This window comes from Anaeromusa sp., assembly GCF_028691475.1.
GTDB lineage: Bacteria > Bacillota > Negativicutes > Anaeromusales > Anaeromusaceae > Anaeromusa.
In genome coordinates, this window is the sequence record NZ_JAQUZF010000020.1 from 1 (window position 1) to 16,964 (window position 16,964).

Annotated in this window: 23 protein-coding genes; 1 reads left to right on the forward strand and 22 read right to left on the reverse strand. The window is 50.2% G+C overall.

Annotation, left to right across the window (positions count from 1 at the left end; translation table 11 throughout):
• Positions 1-195 precede the first annotated feature (195 nt).
• Complete coding sequence (locus PHF27_RS04570; protein WP_300066654.1) at positions 196-474, reverse strand: phage tail assembly protein; 279 nt, start codon at positions 472-474, stop codon at positions 196-198.
• Between the two features lie 41 nt (positions 475-515).
• Here PHF27_RS04570 and PHF27_RS04575 point away from each other — a divergent pair, with 41 nt between their 5' ends.
• On the forward strand, positions 516-773 hold the full coding sequence (locus PHF27_RS04575) for a hypothetical protein (RefSeq protein WP_300066657.1): 258 nt from the start codon (positions 516-518) through the stop codon (positions 771-773).
• Between the two features lie 41 nt (positions 774-814).
• Here the strand turns inward: PHF27_RS04575 and PHF27_RS04580 are convergent, their stop codons facing one another.
• From PHF27_RS04580 to PHF27_RS04680, 21 genes are all read right to left on the reverse strand, one after another.
• On the reverse strand, positions 815-1,336 hold the full coding sequence (locus PHF27_RS04580) for a phage major tail tube protein (RefSeq protein ID WP_300066660.1): 522 nt from the start codon (positions 1,334-1,336) through the stop codon (positions 815-817).
• 13 nt (positions 1,337-1,349) lie between these two features.
• On the reverse strand, positions 1,350-2,804 hold the full coding sequence (locus tag PHF27_RS04585) for a phage tail sheath family protein (protein ID WP_300066663.1): 1,455 nt from the start codon (positions 2,802-2,804) through the stop codon (positions 1,350-1,352).
• Positions 2,805-2,807: 3 nt separating this feature from the next.
• Positions 2,808-3,095, reverse strand: a complete 288-nt coding sequence (locus PHF27_RS04590; RefSeq protein ID WP_300066666.1) for a hypothetical protein — start codon at positions 3,093-3,095, stop codon at positions 2,808-2,810.
• Positions 3,058-3,540 (reverse strand): hypothetical protein, encoded by a 483-nt coding sequence (locus PHF27_RS04595; RefSeq protein WP_300066669.1) that lies wholly within the window; start codon positions 3,538-3,540, stop codon positions 3,058-3,060. The genes PHF27_RS04590 and PHF27_RS04595 overlap by 38 nt, the downstream gene beginning before the upstream one ends.
• Complete coding sequence (locus PHF27_RS04600) at positions 3,540-4,097, reverse strand: phage tail protein (protein WP_300066672.1); 558 nt, start codon at positions 4,095-4,097, stop codon at positions 3,540-3,542. The genes PHF27_RS04595 and PHF27_RS04600 overlap by 1 nt, the downstream gene beginning before the upstream one ends.
• Positions 4,094-4,417 carry a hypothetical protein gene (locus PHF27_RS04605; protein ID WP_300066675.1) on the reverse strand — a complete coding sequence of 108 codons (324 nt, stop codon included), beginning with the start codon at positions 4,415-4,417 and terminating at the stop codon, positions 4,094-4,096. Before PHF27_RS04605 ends, PHF27_RS04600 begins: the two co-directional genes overlap by 4 nt.
• Positions 4,414-5,457 (reverse strand): major capsid protein, encoded by a 1,044-nt coding sequence (locus PHF27_RS04610; RefSeq protein ID WP_300066678.1) that lies wholly within the window; start codon positions 5,455-5,457, stop codon positions 4,414-4,416. The genes PHF27_RS04605 and PHF27_RS04610 overlap by 4 nt, the downstream gene beginning before the upstream one ends.
• A complete protein-coding gene (locus tag PHF27_RS04615; protein WP_300066680.1) occupies positions 5,457-5,846 on the reverse strand; it encodes a head decoration protein in 390 nt (129 codons plus the stop codon). The genes PHF27_RS04610 and PHF27_RS04615 overlap by 1 nt, the downstream gene beginning before the upstream one ends.
• Positions 5,846-6,907 (reverse strand): head maturation protease, ClpP-related, encoded by a 1,062-nt coding sequence (locus PHF27_RS04620; RefSeq protein ID WP_300066683.1) that lies wholly within the window; start codon positions 6,905-6,907, stop codon positions 5,846-5,848. The genes PHF27_RS04615 and PHF27_RS04620 overlap by 1 nt, the downstream gene beginning before the upstream one ends.
• The gene (locus PHF27_RS04625; RefSeq protein WP_300066686.1) at positions 6,861-8,441 is read right to left on the reverse strand and encodes a phage portal protein; all 1,581 of its coding nucleotides are present in this window, start codon (positions 8,439-8,441) and stop codon (positions 6,861-6,863) included. Before PHF27_RS04625 ends, PHF27_RS04620 begins: the two co-directional genes overlap by 47 nt.
• Positions 8,434-8,640: a DUF6148 family protein gene (locus PHF27_RS04630; protein WP_300066689.1), complete on the reverse strand. Its 207-nt coding sequence runs from the start codon at positions 8,638-8,640 to the stop codon at positions 8,434-8,436. The genes PHF27_RS04625 and PHF27_RS04630 overlap by 8 nt, the downstream gene beginning before the upstream one ends.
• 12 nt (positions 8,641-8,652) lie before the next feature.
• Positions 8,653-10,584 carry a phage terminase large subunit family protein gene (locus PHF27_RS04635; RefSeq protein WP_363320041.1) on the reverse strand — a complete coding sequence of 644 codons (1,932 nt, stop codon included), beginning with the start codon at positions 10,582-10,584 and terminating at the stop codon, positions 8,653-8,655.
• Positions 10,496-11,023 (reverse strand): hypothetical protein, encoded by a 528-nt coding sequence (locus tag PHF27_RS04640; protein WP_300066695.1) that lies wholly within the window; start codon positions 11,021-11,023, stop codon positions 10,496-10,498. Before PHF27_RS04640 ends, PHF27_RS04635 begins: the two co-directional genes overlap by 89 nt.
• A 514-nt stretch (positions 11,024-11,537) precedes the next feature.
• Positions 11,538-11,933, reverse strand: coding sequence for a type II toxin-antitoxin system HicB family antitoxin (locus tag PHF27_RS04645; protein ID WP_300066697.1), 396 nt, complete (start codon positions 11,931-11,933; stop codon positions 11,538-11,540).
• A gap of 37 nt (positions 11,934-11,970) precedes the next feature.
• The gene (locus tag PHF27_RS04650; RefSeq protein WP_363320042.1) at positions 11,971-12,159 is read right to left on the reverse strand and encodes a type II toxin-antitoxin system HicA family toxin; all 189 of its coding nucleotides are present in this window, start codon (positions 12,157-12,159) and stop codon (positions 11,971-11,973) included.
• Positions 12,160-12,356: 197 nt separating this feature from the next.
• Entirely contained in the window at positions 12,357-12,683 is a 327-nt protein-coding gene (locus PHF27_RS04655) for a hypothetical protein (RefSeq protein WP_300066700.1), read from the reverse strand.
• A 155-nt stretch (positions 12,684-12,838) separates the two neighbouring features.
• Positions 12,839-13,390: a hypothetical protein gene (locus tag PHF27_RS04660; RefSeq protein WP_300066703.1), complete on the reverse strand. Its 552-nt coding sequence runs from the start codon at positions 13,388-13,390 to the stop codon at positions 12,839-12,841.
• Positions 13,383-13,556 carry a hypothetical protein gene (locus PHF27_RS04665; protein ID WP_300066706.1) on the reverse strand — a complete coding sequence of 58 codons (174 nt, stop codon included), beginning with the start codon at positions 13,554-13,556 and terminating at the stop codon, positions 13,383-13,385. Before PHF27_RS04665 ends, PHF27_RS04660 begins: the two co-directional genes overlap by 8 nt.
• On the reverse strand, positions 13,553-13,750 hold the full coding sequence (locus tag PHF27_RS04670; RefSeq protein WP_300066708.1) for a hypothetical protein: 198 nt from the start codon (positions 13,748-13,750) through the stop codon (positions 13,553-13,555). Before PHF27_RS04670 ends, PHF27_RS04665 begins: the two co-directional genes overlap by 4 nt.
• 288 nt (positions 13,751-14,038) lie before the next feature.
• The gene (locus PHF27_RS04675; protein WP_300066711.1) at positions 14,039-14,356 is read right to left on the reverse strand and encodes a hypothetical protein; all 318 of its coding nucleotides are present in this window, start codon (positions 14,354-14,356) and stop codon (positions 14,039-14,041) included.
• A gap of 214 nt (positions 14,357-14,570) precedes the next feature.
• Positions 14,571-16,862, reverse strand: coding sequence for a phage/plasmid primase, P4 family (locus PHF27_RS04680; RefSeq protein WP_300066714.1), 2,292 nt, complete (start codon positions 16,860-16,862; stop codon positions 14,571-14,573).
• Positions 16,863-16,964: the final 102 nt, after the last annotated feature.

A 16,964-nucleotide genomic window follows, 5' to 3' on the forward strand; every position in this document is an offset into this window, starting at 1 on the left:
CCCAAAATATTAAAGGCAACTTCGAAAATTTTATTGGCCATCATCCACCCGCCTTCTTGCTGCTCTTGTTAAGCGCTTCAATCCATTCCCCCAGTTCCCTAATTGGCATCGCAAGCCAACAGGTTATAGGCGTATAGGTTTGCATCGCCATGCATAGGGCAATCTTCCGCATCTCTTGGGAAATGTTTTGCAGGCCTAGGCCTCGAAGAAAAAATTGGCCACCGCCAACGTTACGCGGGAAAACTCCTTTGCTGGCAGCGCAATAAGCATGTCCGTAGAGGTTTTCGAAGCCTTCGCGGCAATTACCGCTTGGTACGTCTTGGACAACTCCGGCGCAGGGCTTTTATCTCCCAAAGCGCGTGCCTCCCGCTCTGCATCAAGTAGATGTTGACCGGTCAAGGCGTCAAAATCCAGCTCTACGCCTTCGAAAGTCTCGCCTTCGTAGGTGAATGGTTTTTCAAAAGTAATTTTCATGTTTTGTACCTCCTGGTATAATATGGTTAAGGGGTGATGATATGACAATACTAATTTGGTTCATTTTTATCGCTGCAGGCCTGATATCCGGCACCATAGCCTTGGCTTTGCTTGCCAAGCTTAGTTTCTTGCTTGGCTGTGTCGTGGCTCTGGTGTGTTTTGGCACTTTTGTTCTGATTGGAGCCTATATAGCGCACGGCCCGCAGCTTCCTCCTAATGACCGCAATCCCGGCCCATCCAGGGCCGCACCTTTTGTCTTAGGAGCCTTGTTTAGTTATTGGTTGCATCACCGCAAATGAAGATAATCAAGCCTCACGCCCAACGGCGCGAGGCTCTTTTCTTAGACCAACCCTAGTGCGCTCCGCACTTCGGCTAGATAGTCGGTACCGCTAATCACGCAAACATAGTTGTATTTGTCGATCTCTAACAGTACTTCCCCATTTAAGGTGACTTTGATGTAAATCACTTCAAATTCATTGGCCGCGTCTTGCCCGCTGGCGGCCGCCAGTTTGCCGAGGTCGGTTTTCTTTGGAATGGCCCGCACGTTTACCTTCAGTGGCGTTTTTACATACTCTCCCGCACCGGAATCAAAGGTTTGGATAGCGCCGCGCAAATCTAAGCTGTGCGCCTTTTGCTGCGCCAAGCTAACCAGATGCCGCGTCACTGTGCGCCAGTTCAATTTCAGCGTCATGCTGCCGAATTGTCCAATTACGGGAGCGTCCACCTCCCCGGCAATGCCTGCGCCTTTTACTGCATCAGTCATAGGCTCAATACTGGGGAGCTCCACGTCGGCAACGCCCAGGTAGTCAATGCCGTCTTCGTACACCCGGAAATTAATCAATTTTTCAGGAACTGGATTCATCTATACCCCTCCTTTAACCGAACAGCGTTTTCAGATACGCTGTATCATATTCCAGAATAAAGTCAATTTCTCTAGCCGGTCCAGGCGGCGTTACATACAGATGAAACTTTACAATCCCGTCCATCAAATCGGTTGTCGGGTTTTCTGTATCTAAGAACTCTACGCGTCCGCCCAGGATAAACTGCCGAGCCGTCAGGCCGTTCAGCCAGATGTTGCAGCTATCGACAATCGTCTCGATCAGTCGGCGATTGACCGGATAATCCACTTTGCTCCAAAACGTTTGCACCAGCGTGTTGCCGATCCAGTCAAACATGCGCCGCACTGGAATAAAGGCGTCTTTGGGGTCCGTGTTGCTCGGATAGCACCCTGTGCGGTTACCCCAAGCTTTCCAGCCACCGACAAAATTTAACGCTGTTACAATGCCTTGTCCGTTTAAGTAGTCCGCCTGATCGGGACCCAAAGACACTACGGTCCCATCGGTCAAAACGGCTCCGTTAGCCTGTAAAGCTTTATTGGATGGACTGTTATAGGGAATGTCGTCGTTGGCCGCATCCGTCTGGCAAATGACCCCAGCGAGTTGCGTGGACAAGTGATATACATCGTCTCCCAACTTCACTTTAGGCCAGCAAACAACTTGCCGCGGGGACGTGAAATTGTTGTTTTCTTTCCAGGCAGCCACGTCCGTGAATTTTTTTACCGTATCTGTGGGTACATCCGTCAGGGCAAGGCAGCGGAAGTGCTCGTTGATGTTTCCGGCCTTAGCTACCATGACGGCGGCCACTTCCGGGTCCGTGCTCCAACCAGGGGCCAACACCATACCGGGAACCAGTCTGGTTAATGGGAATACCTTATTTAGCAACTCCAATCCCTCATAAGCCCCCGTATTCACGTCAACGCCGCCAATAATTTCATCTTTGGTTACTGCTGCCGGGTTCAGTTTGTCAAAACTGACCAAGACAGATGCCGTATTAGTCAGCAGCTTGGTGGATGTTGCGATTCTGGAAATCACCAATTTGCCGTCATCGTCGAAAGCGGCTGTGTAGTCCGCCCCCAAGTTAAGCGGCACTCCTTCCGCCGTCAGCTTGACCACCAGCGTGCTTTTTACCACGCCCGCGTCGGCAATCGTGCCCACGCCATTAGTCATGGCTACCGTTTGGCTAGCTATGTTCGTTTTATGCGTTGCCGGGTCCAGCACGTTCACCAACACCACCGGTGAGACCGCAAACAGCGCAAAATGAGACTTCAAAAATTCGCAAAGAGTGTAGTTTTTCCAGTCGTCAGAGTACCCGAAAGCCGCCACTGCCTCTGCGTAGGTATAGCAGAGCGTTGGCGTGTTCACTGCCGCCGGGTCGCTCGCCAGGTTTACCGGCGCGGTGCCAAATACCACCGGCAAGCCGGTTTCCGTATCAACCGGCGGCACAATCGATGTTGGCACCTCTGAAATGTAGACGCCATGTCTGTAAGCCATAGGTTATTTGCCTCCTTTGATATACTTTTGCACTTCCGTGTAAAAGTAATGCTCTTGCGTGCCTTTGCTCATAATCGCCTTTTCCGTAACGGCCAACGATGAGATAGGAACCAACAATGCCGCAATTGACGGACATTTTTCAAAAAGATCCTGCAAGTGCGGGGGCACGCTGCCGCCCTCGCCTTTAACAATCATATGTCGCGGAAATACTCCGCCTGGTAAGCTGGGGCCGCAATAAATAAGCCGCGTAGTCTTAGCAGCCTGCGACTTCCCCGAAGATTCTCTGGCCATAGTCGTCCTCCTCGATTAATTTGGGTATTGTCCAACGCGTCGTAATTACCGCCATCCATTCTGGGTAAGGTTGCTCGTCTGGCGCCTCCCACTCGAAGGGATACTCCACGCGAAAACGCTTGTCGATGACGCGTTTTTTAAAAAGAGCTTGCCGGGTTCGTTCGATTAGGTTTAGTAAATCGCCGCTGCCTTGCTGTACATCTTCCGACAGTACGCCGACAATCAGCTTTACCGTAACAATCGCCTGTTCGCCAGTGTCTTCCTCTCCGGCCATGCGTATGATGACGAAAGGAAAGTCAGGCGTGTCGCTGGTCCCCTTCAGTGGCAAAAAGTTCTTTACGATTTGCGGGGCCTTTTTGATTTCCGTATTGGTGTCAAGCAAGTACGTCCCCAGCTCTTTCTTGAGAAAGTCTGCCAATGCGTCTTGCAGCAGTAAAGGTGTCATTACCTAGCTCCTCCCAGCAGTCGGCCAATCTCATGCTCCAGCCGCGCCGATAAGACATCTAGCGCCCTTTCTTCTACGAATGGCCGCACCCGCTGCGAGCCAATCATTTCCGGCACAGCCGGGCCATATTTGATGTGAATCGGATAGCGTTCTTTTCCTGCCCGCCGCAGCACATGCGTCTTGGCGGTAGACTTGCCCTTGGCCACAAACGCGCCTCGAAGGTCTTTATATCCTGTGCTCTTCCTAACCGCAACGCGAACCACGGGCACTTTCCGCGGCGCCGTTGGATTGACCCGAAAGTCCATTAACTCGCGGCGCGGCCCCTTGGAAACGGCCCTGGCGATAAGTCGGGACTCTGTGGCCGGATGAATCTTGATGGTGGATATAATAGACCGGTGCAGTACATAATACTCCTCACGGGCCTTGCGTGCCGCAGCGGTGGCTCCGGACCGGATGGCCCGGTTTAACGCCCTTGATGCTGCTTTTTCAACGCCCTTGGGGATTTGCCGCAGCGCGTCTTCCGCCAACCTCATGTCGTCAGCGCGAATTGTAATCATGAGTCATTCACGTCCATTAGGATTTCAAACATGCCCTCCGCCTCCGTGCAATCCGATACGACATACAGTTTCCCATCCAGCCGCAGAGCCTGCCCGCGGACCGGCCGCTTCGCCATATCGGCAGCCCGAACAAACAGCGAAATCTCACTCTTGTAAATACCGTCGAAATTGCCGCTAATGCGGTTACTGCGCTCCTTGATTATGTCGGAATCAACAAGAGCCACCATATTGACGCCGTTGATGTTGTGCTCTGCCGCGAATTCGTTTGGATTGAAAAAAACCGCCGTAAGGTCGGCGGCCATAACGTCTTTCAGGCTCATAACACGGTTGCGATATAAAGGCCATCCGGCAGCACAATGGCCGGTAACGGACGGCTCAGCAGCTGCAGCACCCGCGCCGACGGTTTATGCTCAACCCAGCTTTTGGGCACGCGCGGCAGCGCATACGAGCCAATCTCCACGTCGATAATCGCGCCGTAAAACATTTTGAAGCGAACAGCGGACGAGCACAGCATTACTTTCCCGGATGGAACGAGCTGAGACTCCGTACCGGTTGCAGGGTCAATGTAATACTCTTCGTAGCTGTACAAATCAAGGCCGAGTTCATTGATTCGGCCAATAAAATAGACGCCGTTGATAGACATCTTCGGCGCCAATTGACCCATATCAATATTCCCTTTTTGGTAACTATTGAAATACTCCTTTACGTCAGGGTGCTTCATGAACGCATCAGCCACGTCGGGAGACATAACGCAAGTGTCCGGGTTTTCGCCAGACGCTTTTAAAACGGCACGTTTCCATCGCTTCAGTCCGTCAATCGGGCTTTCGGTGCGGTCTGTGCCTGTGTAAGACCATTTTGCCTTTGCCGCCAGCGTTTCTTTGTTGGTGACATTGTAATCAATGGTTAGGTTGCTATACCCTTTACCGTTGATCACAATCTGACCGGTAAATAACGCCTGTGCGCACATCCACTCTTCCGTCCGGCTGATCATGGTGTCGAACTCAGCTAATTTACCGCCGATCAGTTTGGCCAATCGGCCATCCGGCGTATCTCCTCCGTAAAGAGTTTCGCCCGGAAGGCGTTTTTGCAGGTCCTGCCCAGTAATAAAATAGTCCGGTCCGATCTGCGGAGGAGTAAAGGTTTTGGTTTCAAAACCAACGGCGTCGACCGTCTGACTGCCAACGCGCGGATGCACAAACGGAGCCAAGCGGCGAGCGCCTTTTTGGATGTCGATATCAACACTCTCCGTTACAGAGTTAGCAACGTCTGTAAAAAACGTATCCCGCAAAAACGTCCGGGCCGGTTTCATCATGGAAACGGCCTGAAGCATGGTTCTGGTTTCAAAAAGATCAATAGCCATTAGTTCGTACCTCCTACAGTAACATTAGACTTGAAGAAAATGCCGATATTCCGAGCCGCTACCTCGTGGGTGGCCGCCGTATCTGTACCGCCGAAGGTCAAAGCGGCCTTGTTGAACTCGCCCGTAAAATACAAGGGAACTGGCTGCGCCGCGCTGGTCGCGTTTACGGCGTCGGCGGCGATGGCGTAAATTGTTTGAGTACCATCGCTTTTTGTGGAATCAACCACCTTTAAGGTTCCGTCTGCGGTTAGGCGACCTAAGACAGTACCACGAGTTACATTCTGACCAGATGCCAGCGTTCCCACTCCAGTTACGACGTCCGCGACATTACCCGCAAAAAGATTGTCATACGTTACAGAGCCCTGCGAAGTCATTCCTACACCCATCATTAAACCCTCCCAGCATTGGCAGCTTCGGCCATCAAGGCAGCTGCCGCTTTAATTTCCTCGGAGTCCTTTGCTGCTGCATCCGGAACCGGAGCCGCCGGAACGTCGTTAAGGTTTCCATTTTGCGCATCATCCTGCACGTCTTTTAAATACTGGCCTCCCTGCTGCTTTTGGGAAGCAATAATTTGCATGGCTACGTTCGCGGCATTTTCGCCGGTTTCATACCGAGCTTTGTTAACAATTTTTTCAAAGCCCGGCATAGCTACTTCATCCAGCGCTTGCATACGCGCTCTCTCCTTCGAAACACCAAGGTTCAGTGCTTCTTTGTACAGATCAGGATATTGGTCTTTCAATTCTTGTAAATCCAAAGTTTTTTCCTCCTTTATTTCCGGCTTTATCGCCGGTTTTGACGTCACATTTAGCGGCAGGTTGGAAAACGCCGACAAATCAAAGGTTTTTCCTGCGATATTCAAAACACTGCCGTCTAAGCTTGACGCCAGCGCGGTTCCCATTACCTCGTCCGCAAAACCATGATTAACAGCATCCTCTGCCGTCAACCATGTTGTTGCGTCCATGATGTCCGTTACCTCATCTTTTGTCTTACTGCAGCGCCCGCAATAGGTTGCCACCAGCGATTCCTTGACCTTATCCAAAAATCCCGCCATTTCCCGCATATCGGCAGCGTCATATGCTCCCCATATAGACACTAGCGGATTGTGGATCATCATCATAGCCCCTGGCGGCATCACAATTTTATTGCCGCACATGGCAATAATAGACGCAATTGATGCCGCCAAGCCGTCGACATAGACGGTCACGTTGGCCGGATGCTGCTGGAGCATGTTGTGGATTGCCTGTCCTGCGAACACCGACCCGCCGGGGCTGTTGATATGGACATTGATTTGATCTACATTCCCCGCATCGGCCAATGCTGCTCTGATTTTTCCAGGAGTAGTAACCTCGTTTTCATCCACAAACCAACCAGCGGCGTCGATAATTGGCCCATAAATATGGAGATCAATCGTCTTCGCTGGGCTCGGGTTCTTGTTTCGGTTGTTGGTCAACTTTCAAACCTCCTTCTCGCATCATTTTTTCCTCCTTGACGCGCTGCCTGTAGTTCTGCATCCAGTCCCCTCCAGTCAGCTCGGCGGTCTCCCTTGCTCTCGTTGAAAAGCCTTGCTCAACGCGAACTGTTGCGGCGTTAACCTCTTTTAGCGGGTCAATCTGGCCGGGAGACGGGCCATTCCACTCTGCGCCGGTGTATGCCCGGCGAATGGCAGTATCAGCAAAAAATCCCGGAGCATTAATCCGCCCGCGGGCCACCGCCTCAGCAAACCATTCATTATAAACGGGCTGGCAAAAATCGCTTGCCAACCATGCCCGCTGCCGCCGGAAAAACTTCCATGCTTCAAGTAGCGCCGCCCTAGACGCTGAGTAACTAGCGGTAAAGTGTTTAACCAGCAGTTCCATTGGGATTTCCAAAGCAGCGCCGATTTGTCGCAAAACAGCCAGAACAAAAGGATCAAATTGAGCGCTTGGTCGTGATGGGTCAATTGCTTTAATGTCCTCTCCTGGTGCCAAAGACACTACTGTGCCGTTCCCTAGCTTTATATCGGACGCATCGGTTAAGCCCGGATCCGTTTCCGTTCCCGGCAATTCCGCTTCGCCAATTTCTCCGCTGTCTCCTAAGTCTGACGTTATGGCAACAGTTAAAAATCCGGATACAACTGCCGCCGCCAACTCTGCTTCCGAATACCTGCCCAACTGCTTAAGTGACTCGATGACCGGCGCAAGCATAGGCACGCCTCGCCGCTGTCCCGGGCGTTCCATATCTAATATGTGCAGCACATTTCTCCGCCCAGTTTTAGCGCCAAACGCAGTAACTTTGGTCCACGAGTTCATTTCCTGGTTGATTAGGCTTAAGGGATGATGCTTGGCCACGTAATAGGCTATCGGATCGCCATAGGTTCCTGTTTCAACCCCTGCCATTATCGGCGGCAGGTCCGGGATGTTATAGGGATTGCATACCCGATCCGCCTCAATTACCTGCACCCGCAGGTTATAGGGTTGGCCGTTTCTTGGCAATACAGGCAGCAATACAAAGACATCGCCCGACATTAGCGCAGACAAAAATACCAGCTGTTGCAGTTGGTAGAAATCGCACATCCTGGCCGCATCGCAATCCTTGCTATTGGCCCATAATGCAAACTCTCGGACGATATGCCGCTCCATTTCGTCGGCTTGCTCGCCAGTCATGCCTAAAAACTCCGCATCAAGCTGCGGGTTAAGTTGCAATCCAGAGCCGACAACATTGGTTCTGGCTGTTTTTAGTGCCCCGGCGGCAATAGGATTTCCCATGTACAAGTCGCGGCATTTCTGTAATAAATCGGTATGATTTCGCGTAATGTCATCGTCAGGAGACCCTGATCGATATTGCCACCCTACCATTGATTTTTTTGTACTATTGGCTCCGTGGTAGGAGTAACCAGAGTTTATAAACTCTAATTTTTGTCTGGCATGCTCTCGTTTCAGCGCCATTGAAGGCGCTATAAATGCAATGCAACGATCTAAAATTGTAGGCTCGCGCTGCTTATTCAATGGGAATCACTCTCCTGAACCTGTTTCTGCCGGACAAGCTGCTGACTACGCGCTGCCAGTATGATATCCGTTCTTTTACTTCAGCCGCATTGGCCCGAGTCAGTGACCGGCTGCCCAGCTTATATTCTTTGCCGGCCGCCAACGCAAGGTCCGCCGCCAGCCACGCTTCTAGATGTTGCTGCGCTTGTTCTTTAGTCACCCCGTCCACCTCCTAAATTGATACTCCCGAGTTAATTACTCTTCGTTTCCTGGCCGTTCTTGTGCCGCCGCGGTTTCCCGTTTTCGCCATCGCAGCAAGGTTCGGGTTTAGTATTTCCAGGGCAGCTGTGGCGTATTTGCGGATGTCTAACGGCTCGTTTCTCGCTCCAGATTTCTTCACCCACTCAATACGCGGTTTTCCCATACTGTACTTAATAACCCGTTTTTCCGAAGTTAACCCTTCAAAGTAGTCCGCATCGTAGCCAGCTTCTTCTTCCAGCGGGAACACGCAATACCCTTCGTCTTCCGGTTCGCTGATTTTCAGCCGGTTTAGCACTGTCTCCTTGCCTGTGTCGTCACCAACTGGAAATAGTGCCACTCTGGCGCGGTTGCTGCGAGTATGCTTGCCAACCAACGGCACGCCTAAACCGCCACGGCCTTTTATGGCAAATATGCGACGACTTTCCTTGCCCTTGACGAAAGCATATACCTCTTGGGTGAAGTGACCGCCGGAATCTATGCAGGTGCAAAGGATTTTGTAAGCAGTCCCATCGGCTCCCTGCCAAGATCGCTGCAGTATTTCATCTAGCTCGTCCCAAATGTGACGTTTGGTCAAGTCGCCCATAATCCGATGCGTCTCAATGCCCCATGATTTTTTACCAACTCCCCACCCGGTTACTTCGTATTCAAGCCATGTATCCTGCACGTCAACAGCTGCAGTCAATAACAGCACGCCGTCAGGAACAACAATCCCGCCATCTTCGTGTGTACCGTATTGTTGGCGGTGGCTCTCCAGGGCGCCTGCCTCTATTGATTCCCCCTGGTCATCAACCCAGCACTCACCGAGCACCGTATTGACGAATGTTTTCATTTTATTCGTGTCTTTTTTGGCTTTTAGCCACTGCGCAGCGCATTCCGCCCAAGAAAAAAAGCCCAACGGGCTGTAAAGAGCGCTGATATGATAGCCACGTTTTAACTTGTCCGGATACTCAGGGTTTGTAGCCCTCCATTCACCGCGCTCAAGCATACGAGTTTTGTTGTGCTCCTTGATGACAGAACCGCAAGCAGGGCAGGCCATGTATGCCTTTTTAGGATCTCTTTTCCCTTTTTCATTTGTTGGAATGATAAAATTACACCACTCTAGAATGTGCATGTGGCCACATTCCGGGCAAGGCACAAAATACTTTCGCTGGTCGCTATCCTCGTAATCGGCTTCGATTCTCGAAACCCCAGATACTGTAGGTGTTGACGCCTTGTAAATCTTTCTGCGCGCAAAATTTCGCGTTCTCGCTATTGCCAGATCCGCTGGGTCGCCCTCTCCTTCAACGTCTGGCGGATACGCATCCAACTCATCTAAAAACAGATACCGAATTGACGCCGAGCGAAGTGCCGCGGCGGAGTTTGCTCCGGCAAGCAATAAAATGCCGCCAGGAAATTCCTTGCTCAATATAGTGTTGCCGCTATCACGACTGCGGGATTCCTTGATTTTCCCCCTCAAGCATGGAGCATCCTCCACCATCGGGCCCACGCGCTGCCGGCTAAATCGCTTCGCCAAATCAACCGACGGCTGTACGGCCATTACGGGCCCCGGCTCCTGATCAACAATATAGCCCAGCCAACAAGTCGCCCCGTCAGTCGCGCCTACCTGCGCAGCCTTCATGTGGACCACCTCTTGTACTGGGCTATTGGTCGATAATGTATCTAAAATTTCTCGGTTAAAAGGAAATCTGTCAGTCCTCCAGCGCCCAGGCTCCGCGCTGGTCGTAGATCGCAGAAAACGATTTTGATCGGCCCAGCACGAGACGGTCAAGCTGGACGGCGGCAATAATGACGATGCAACAATACCTACATCACGCTTAGTCCTTGTCGCTAGCAGCATCCGCTTCCCCTCTTTTCGGGCGACGCAAGCGCTCCGGGGTCCATGCAGCCAGTTCCGTGAGTGCATCGTAGATTTCCGCTTTGATGATTTCCTGCGCGTCGATCAGTTCTGTAGCAGCCATAACCTGCGGGGCACACCGCTGCGGAATTGCCAATAGCCGGTTCCTGACATCAAGCAACAACTCTTGCATGATCGGGATGATATAGTCGGCCCGATAAATCTCGTCCCTTAATTCCGCTAGTTCGATTTCGGCTTTTTCGCGCTGGGCTTTAGTCAACAATGCCTTTTCTTCGGCGTAAGAAACTTCCTTTTTCGCGTCTTCTTTGGGTCTAACATAATTTTCAATGTATGTCTGGACTGACTCGCACAAACGAAACTGTCCGCGCCCAACTTTCACAAAAACCTTTTCGTCTTCCAGGCGGTTAATGTGGCGTGTTGTAATTCCTATAACATTAGACAATTCCTGTGTTCCAACGATAGTGCTCCGTGTTATTTTTTCAGCCATATTATCCCACCCTTCCGACGTTTCCCCAAAGCCCTCTTGTTGCAAAATGAGAAACGGACATGTTCAAAAAAATCTGCGCCTAGTAAAATCTCGGGGTTCTGCCGACCCGCTGCTCTAAATTGTGTCAGAAGTACCTTTAATTCTGACAATTCACTACAATTCAATGTCCAAAAGCCATAAAACCAGTAATGGCGCGGCTTCTAGTGCTCGTAGCCTCCACGCCCCATTCAAATCTATTCTCAACGCTATCTCAATAACTTGCCTGGCCTATTTGACTTGTATCCCTTGCTCGTTGGGTGACAGTTACTCTCGAAGGGCGCCCTCATCAGGTCTTCAATGCGGTCCTCTCGTGGTCGCTTACGATAAGAGACGCACAGCCGGTCTATGTAGAACACATCAGGCGACGTGCATCGTTGCTCAGTGTAGTAACGGCAGGCAATGTTGTTGCAATGAACCATGGCTGTGCACCTCCTTAAAAATGGGTAAAAGAAAAGAGCACTGCCTAAGCAGTGCCCTACCCAACCAATTGTTTCTTTAATGCATCCTGCAATACTTGCGAGAAGTTCACGCCGCGCTCCTCAGCCAAGTGATTGAGCCACGAAGGAATAGTCAGCGTCTTCTTAACTGCCCGGTTATCTGTTCTCTTCAAGTACGCCTCTTCATCCCATTTCACAAGATTGATAAACTCGCCGCTCTCTGGCTTGATGCCTGATGGATCGCTTGCCTTGGGCAACTCTTGCCCATCTTGCTTTAGAGTGTACAGATATATGCCTAACGCATCTTCTGCCATCTCCACCGCTTCCTCCAGTGTATCGCCCTCCGTAATGCATCCCGGCAAGTCTGGAAACGCAACCGAATACCCACCAACCTCTTCAGCATGAAATACTGCTGGATAAACGCGTTTGTCCATAATAACCTCCTACGCTAACCTGGCGCAGGCAAGGGGCTTATTTCAGCCCCGCCTGCTTCAGGATACTGTTTAGGGTTCCCGGCTTCAGGTCTTTGTTGTGGAGCGGCACAACCACCATGCCTGGCCTTGCGTTGTGCTTTAGTATGTGGTGTGAACCTTGAATCCGCTCTACGTACCAACCATTAGCTTCGAGGGTTTTTAGTAAATCTTTCGGTTTGATTTTTATCCCCTCCCTATGGTTTTATTATAGCACGTATTAACACGTATTGCAATGTTTTTATTAAAGAAAATCGCAGAACGATTGATTGTTGGACGCTCGCCCTGGGCTTGAACCAGGCTGCCGGTTATGCTAGCCGGAATAGCTCCCACGCTATGCGAGCGGGCAAAAGAAAAAGCGCCCCGAAGGACGCTTAAGCGAATTGATTATGATTCTAGAAAATACTCTAAATATGGCAACTCTACGGGAGAGTACAAAAACGTTGTCCCGTTGTTTACCTGTTTTATTATAACTAAAATTAACGGCATGTTTTCAGAATCAGCTCCTGGCAACCCTGAAACGAAAAACCTGCCATCGCCTTCCCATACAGTATGTTTCTTAAATTTATTTTTTGCATTATCTACGGCAGTTATAATAACATCTTTAAATTTTTCTCCCCCCTCGATTTCCGCATCCACAATAGCTTGATCGAAACTTTTAAATGGGAAGAAATAGTCCGTAGGATTTAGTTCATACACAAAACCTTTACTCACAAAAAACATCCCCTTTTGCTATTTTTATCTATGCTTCGCTAAAAGGAAATGATTCCCTGCTAAAATAAGAAACCCCACTCAAATTAATGAGCAGGGTTTCCTTTGTCTTGCATACTACTTACAGCTTATATTTTACTATAGTTTGTATTGTCCTGTCACTGGCACGTTTCTGACATCGCACTAAGCCCGTCAATGCCGAAGATTAGGGCACTTAGCTTTTCACTTGCGGCATTTATGTCACGGTAGATGGTTCTTGTATCAACAGATTCATCCGTCGCAATCTGCTCAACCGAGACACCATCAAAGTATCTTGCCCGCAGTGTACGATACCTGCGCATGTCTTCTTCCTTGCCGGTCCCCTGACAATAAGCCTCGTATATCTTCGTCATAGTCTCAATGTGCTCCAAGATAATTCGGGTCCTGGTCGCACTTCGCTTAATAGACTGGATATACGTTTCATTGTCCAAGTTCTCAAGATTGTCCAACAGATCAATCGCATTAGCTGGTTCATCCAACTGCTTCACGCTATAGATTGACTGGTCGCTATGTTCCCGCAGAAGCGGATAGTTCTTGAGCAGCAGCCGCGTATTCCGCAAGCGCCGGTCATGCCTGGACTTAACCTGTTTTCGCTTCTCCCTTTCCAGTGCTTTAAGGGTAGCGTCTACGGCAGTTGTTGCAGCTAATTTTATTACTTCGTCTTTAGTCATTTGGCCTCCCTCTCAGCGCCCGCTGCGCCAGTTGGTAGATTATCTGTTCGTCTGGTGACGCTTGAAACGGCGGCTTCGTTGTTAGCTCCATGATTTGTTTCAGGGCATCGGTGAGTACGCCGATCCGCAGGACGTGCTGCCTGATTACTTGCTCGGTGGTCATCATGGTTGACGCCTCCATCTGGAAAGAGCCGCCCCAGCAATACCACACATAGCTTTTGCACTTTCTTCAACGTTATTTTTGCTGACATATTCTTTTACTATTTCCTCAAGCGCCCCACGCAACATCGCCACCTGCGCTTGCAAATCTTCATTCAGCTGCTGCAGTTCTAAAATCTTGGAAATCCTTGCGTCCCTCATGCCAACTCCTCCACTCCCAAGAATTTGCAAAACTCTCGATGATACTCATGGCGAAATTTGCCCATCTTTGTCTTCTCACAAAACTCCTTATGCTTGTTTCCGATCCACGCCATGTACTCAAACGGGCGAAAATTCCCTTTCGTCGCACCAGTTGCCGCGCAGAACGCTACGAAATACGGATTCATTTCGAACCATCCTCTCTATCCAATCAAAATCACCACCATCAAGACCAATCCCAGCAGAAACCATTTCAGCACATCGGCCTGGGCACCATATTCAGTCATGACCTCAACTCCTTTTCTTCGCCAGTACTTCAAGCAGTTTCACGACTTCATCCTTATACTTATTCAGGCATTTCTTTTCTTTTTCGTACTGAGCCATGCTTTCCCAACCATATGCCGATATTACCGGCTGAATCGAATACCCGTACTTAGCATTCGGCACCAGCCTAGAACCGGAATTTCGGATATATTGCAGCCGAGTGCATAAGTCTTGGCCAAAATGCTTTTCGGCTAGATAAAACATCGCCAACCATAATTTACTGTCTTCTGGAGAAATGGCGCCGAATAAGTCTTTCATTTCGTAACCAAAGATTTCATGCTCCATTTAATCTCCTTCCATATTTTGAGAGTGGCGCATAGTGGCGCAAGTGGCTCAATGTTCTATATAACCTTATATTTTTTGCTCTCATATGGAGGATATAGATACATTTTGCGCCACTTGCGCCACTAAACAACTATAAACCCAGTAAAATCAAGGCTCAGAGAATTTTCAGATGCGCCACTAAGTGCGCCACTCTGTGCCACTGTGCGCCACTATTTTAGTAAGGATTTTCGTCCAACAAGTCAATTTCACGTCCTGGATCAATCAAACCAATGCCTTTAATGATTCTCACACCAAGAGTGCTTTTACGTAGATCAAAACCCTTTTCCACTAATTTCTGGCTAAATTTATTCCGACTGAGATAATTTCGCTCGCCATTTTCTTCGCACCAGTCCTCAAAGCTCCGGAACAACTGCCCTGATTTTGTCTGCAAATGCGGTTTCACTAGGCAGCAATCCTCTAGCCAGTTGGTAATTACATCGCTTTCGTTCTGATACTCCTTGGTAGCCTGTACCACTTCATCCGGCGGATTGAGGCCTTCTTGCTGCCAATCGAGGCAGCCTTGGATGCACCAATTTAGAATGCCCGACCATTCTTTTTGCAGCTTTTCCGGCAAGGTCTTATCCTTCCGGTCGCCGGTGAATCGCTGCAAAAACGGAATCAACGCAATGCGCCGCCACAAAGCAGGGTCATCCCCAGTCAGCACCGGCTTATGGTTGGTAAGAATCATGAGCTTGAACGCAGGCATGAAACTGAAAAACTCCTGTCGCAAAAATCGGGCTGTCAATTTGTCTTGGCCGGTAATCTGTTTAATCAGAGCTTCATTGAGCTTGGTACCGGCCTTCAATTCCGATATCATGACGAAACGGGCCCCTCTAAGCCTGGCAATATCATTGGGTATACCTTCGTTACGCTTGAGGGTAAAAGTCTCGCTCTGGGTGGTTTCTCCGTAGTCTCCGAGCATGTTTAGCAGCAGAGTCACCATCGTTGACTTGCCATTACTTCCCATGCTTCCCCAGGCGAAGGACATCATCTGTTCCGAGGTATCACCAGTCAGCGAGTACCCAAACAGGCGCTGCATAAACTGGATAATATTTTGATTGCCGTCAAAGACATCGTTCATAAATTTCTCAAATCTCGGGCACTTTGCCGCCGGATCGTACACAAGCGGCGCCAGTTTGGTCATGAATCGCGCACTGTCGTGCGGTAGCAGCTGGCCAGTCTTTAAGTCAAGCACGCCGTTTTGCATATTCAATAGCCACGGATCCCGATCCAGCTCGTCCACGTGCACCGACAGCATGTGCTGTGCCACTTCAATCATGGCCTTCATGCGCGGCAGCGATTCGGATTTTCGCGCGTGCTTGAAGACTTCCTTGCGCTCCTCCAAATCGTTAATGTACTGCAAGTCATCATGGAAACTGCGTATGGCTTGCTTGGCGTACAGCATCACTTGGCCTTGCTCGTCTAACTTATGCCGTACGCCGTCCCAAATGAGCCATGTTCCGAACTGGTGGCAGTATCTGAGCTTGTGGCCAAACATCCTTACAAACCGTTCGGCATTGCCTAAGTCCGTTAGCGCTTCAATGGTTCCAGGCGGTACCGTCGCAGCCTCCGGCTCTTGGCTTTTCGGCTTGGCCAACGCAAATGCGCACGGAGATTTTACCCCGCAACCGCTAGACGGGCAGCCGTCAAACTTCAAGAATTTCTGGATGTACGCGCAGGTCGTCGGGCTCATATCATTTAGCGCGTGAATAATTTTCTTGCTGGTTTCATCTGCGGAATATCGGGGATACGGCTTAGACAGTTCATGCACCAGCTCTGGACCGCTTTGGCATCTGGCCACGTTCGTTATCATGGCAATCCATTCGGTTTCCGGAAGTATCGCCGCGTCAGCCATGCAGTGCTGCACAAAGGCGCATCTCTCAAGTAAAATGCCGGCGTCGCCGTCGGTCGGCAGCCGCTTGAATTTTTCTCGGGCCGCATAGTCATTTACTGGAACGTCATCCAGGATAAACTGGTCAATGTCGTCGATATTGTACCGCTGGTCATTTTGCTGCAGGATTTCCACGGGCACCGGGTCCGCTTTATAGTTGAGAGTTCCCGGTACCCGCAGCACTCTGGCCAAATCATGTGTACTGTCGAGCTTGTAGCCAAGCCTCTGTTTTACATACATCTGAAAGCCACGTAATAGCTGTCTGGCGCGTTTTTGTTCCTGCTCGTCTGAGAATACCCACGGCTCCCTGAAAAGCCAGTACGCATGAAGCCCGTGGCCAGAATGGACCAACACGGAAGGTAGTAGCGGCAGTTTGGTTTCAATTTCCGCAATGGTTTCCGGCAGGTCTTGCTGAACATGCGTGTCGTGCTTTAGGTCAATATCCAGCCATACGCCTGGAATAGCCATAACGTCATCCGCTCTGGCGCGGCCGCCGAATCGTGGCTCCTTCGCCGCACCTACGCCGAAATATACATCCATTCCAGACGCCGACAGCTGCTGCGCCGTGTCTACCATTTCTGAAAGTCGGGAGGATTTGAACCAGTGTGTCTTCTGGTCGGGCAGCGTCCATAAGTAAATGAATCCTGACTCGAGTTCTCCAAAGAGTGTTTCTAAAAA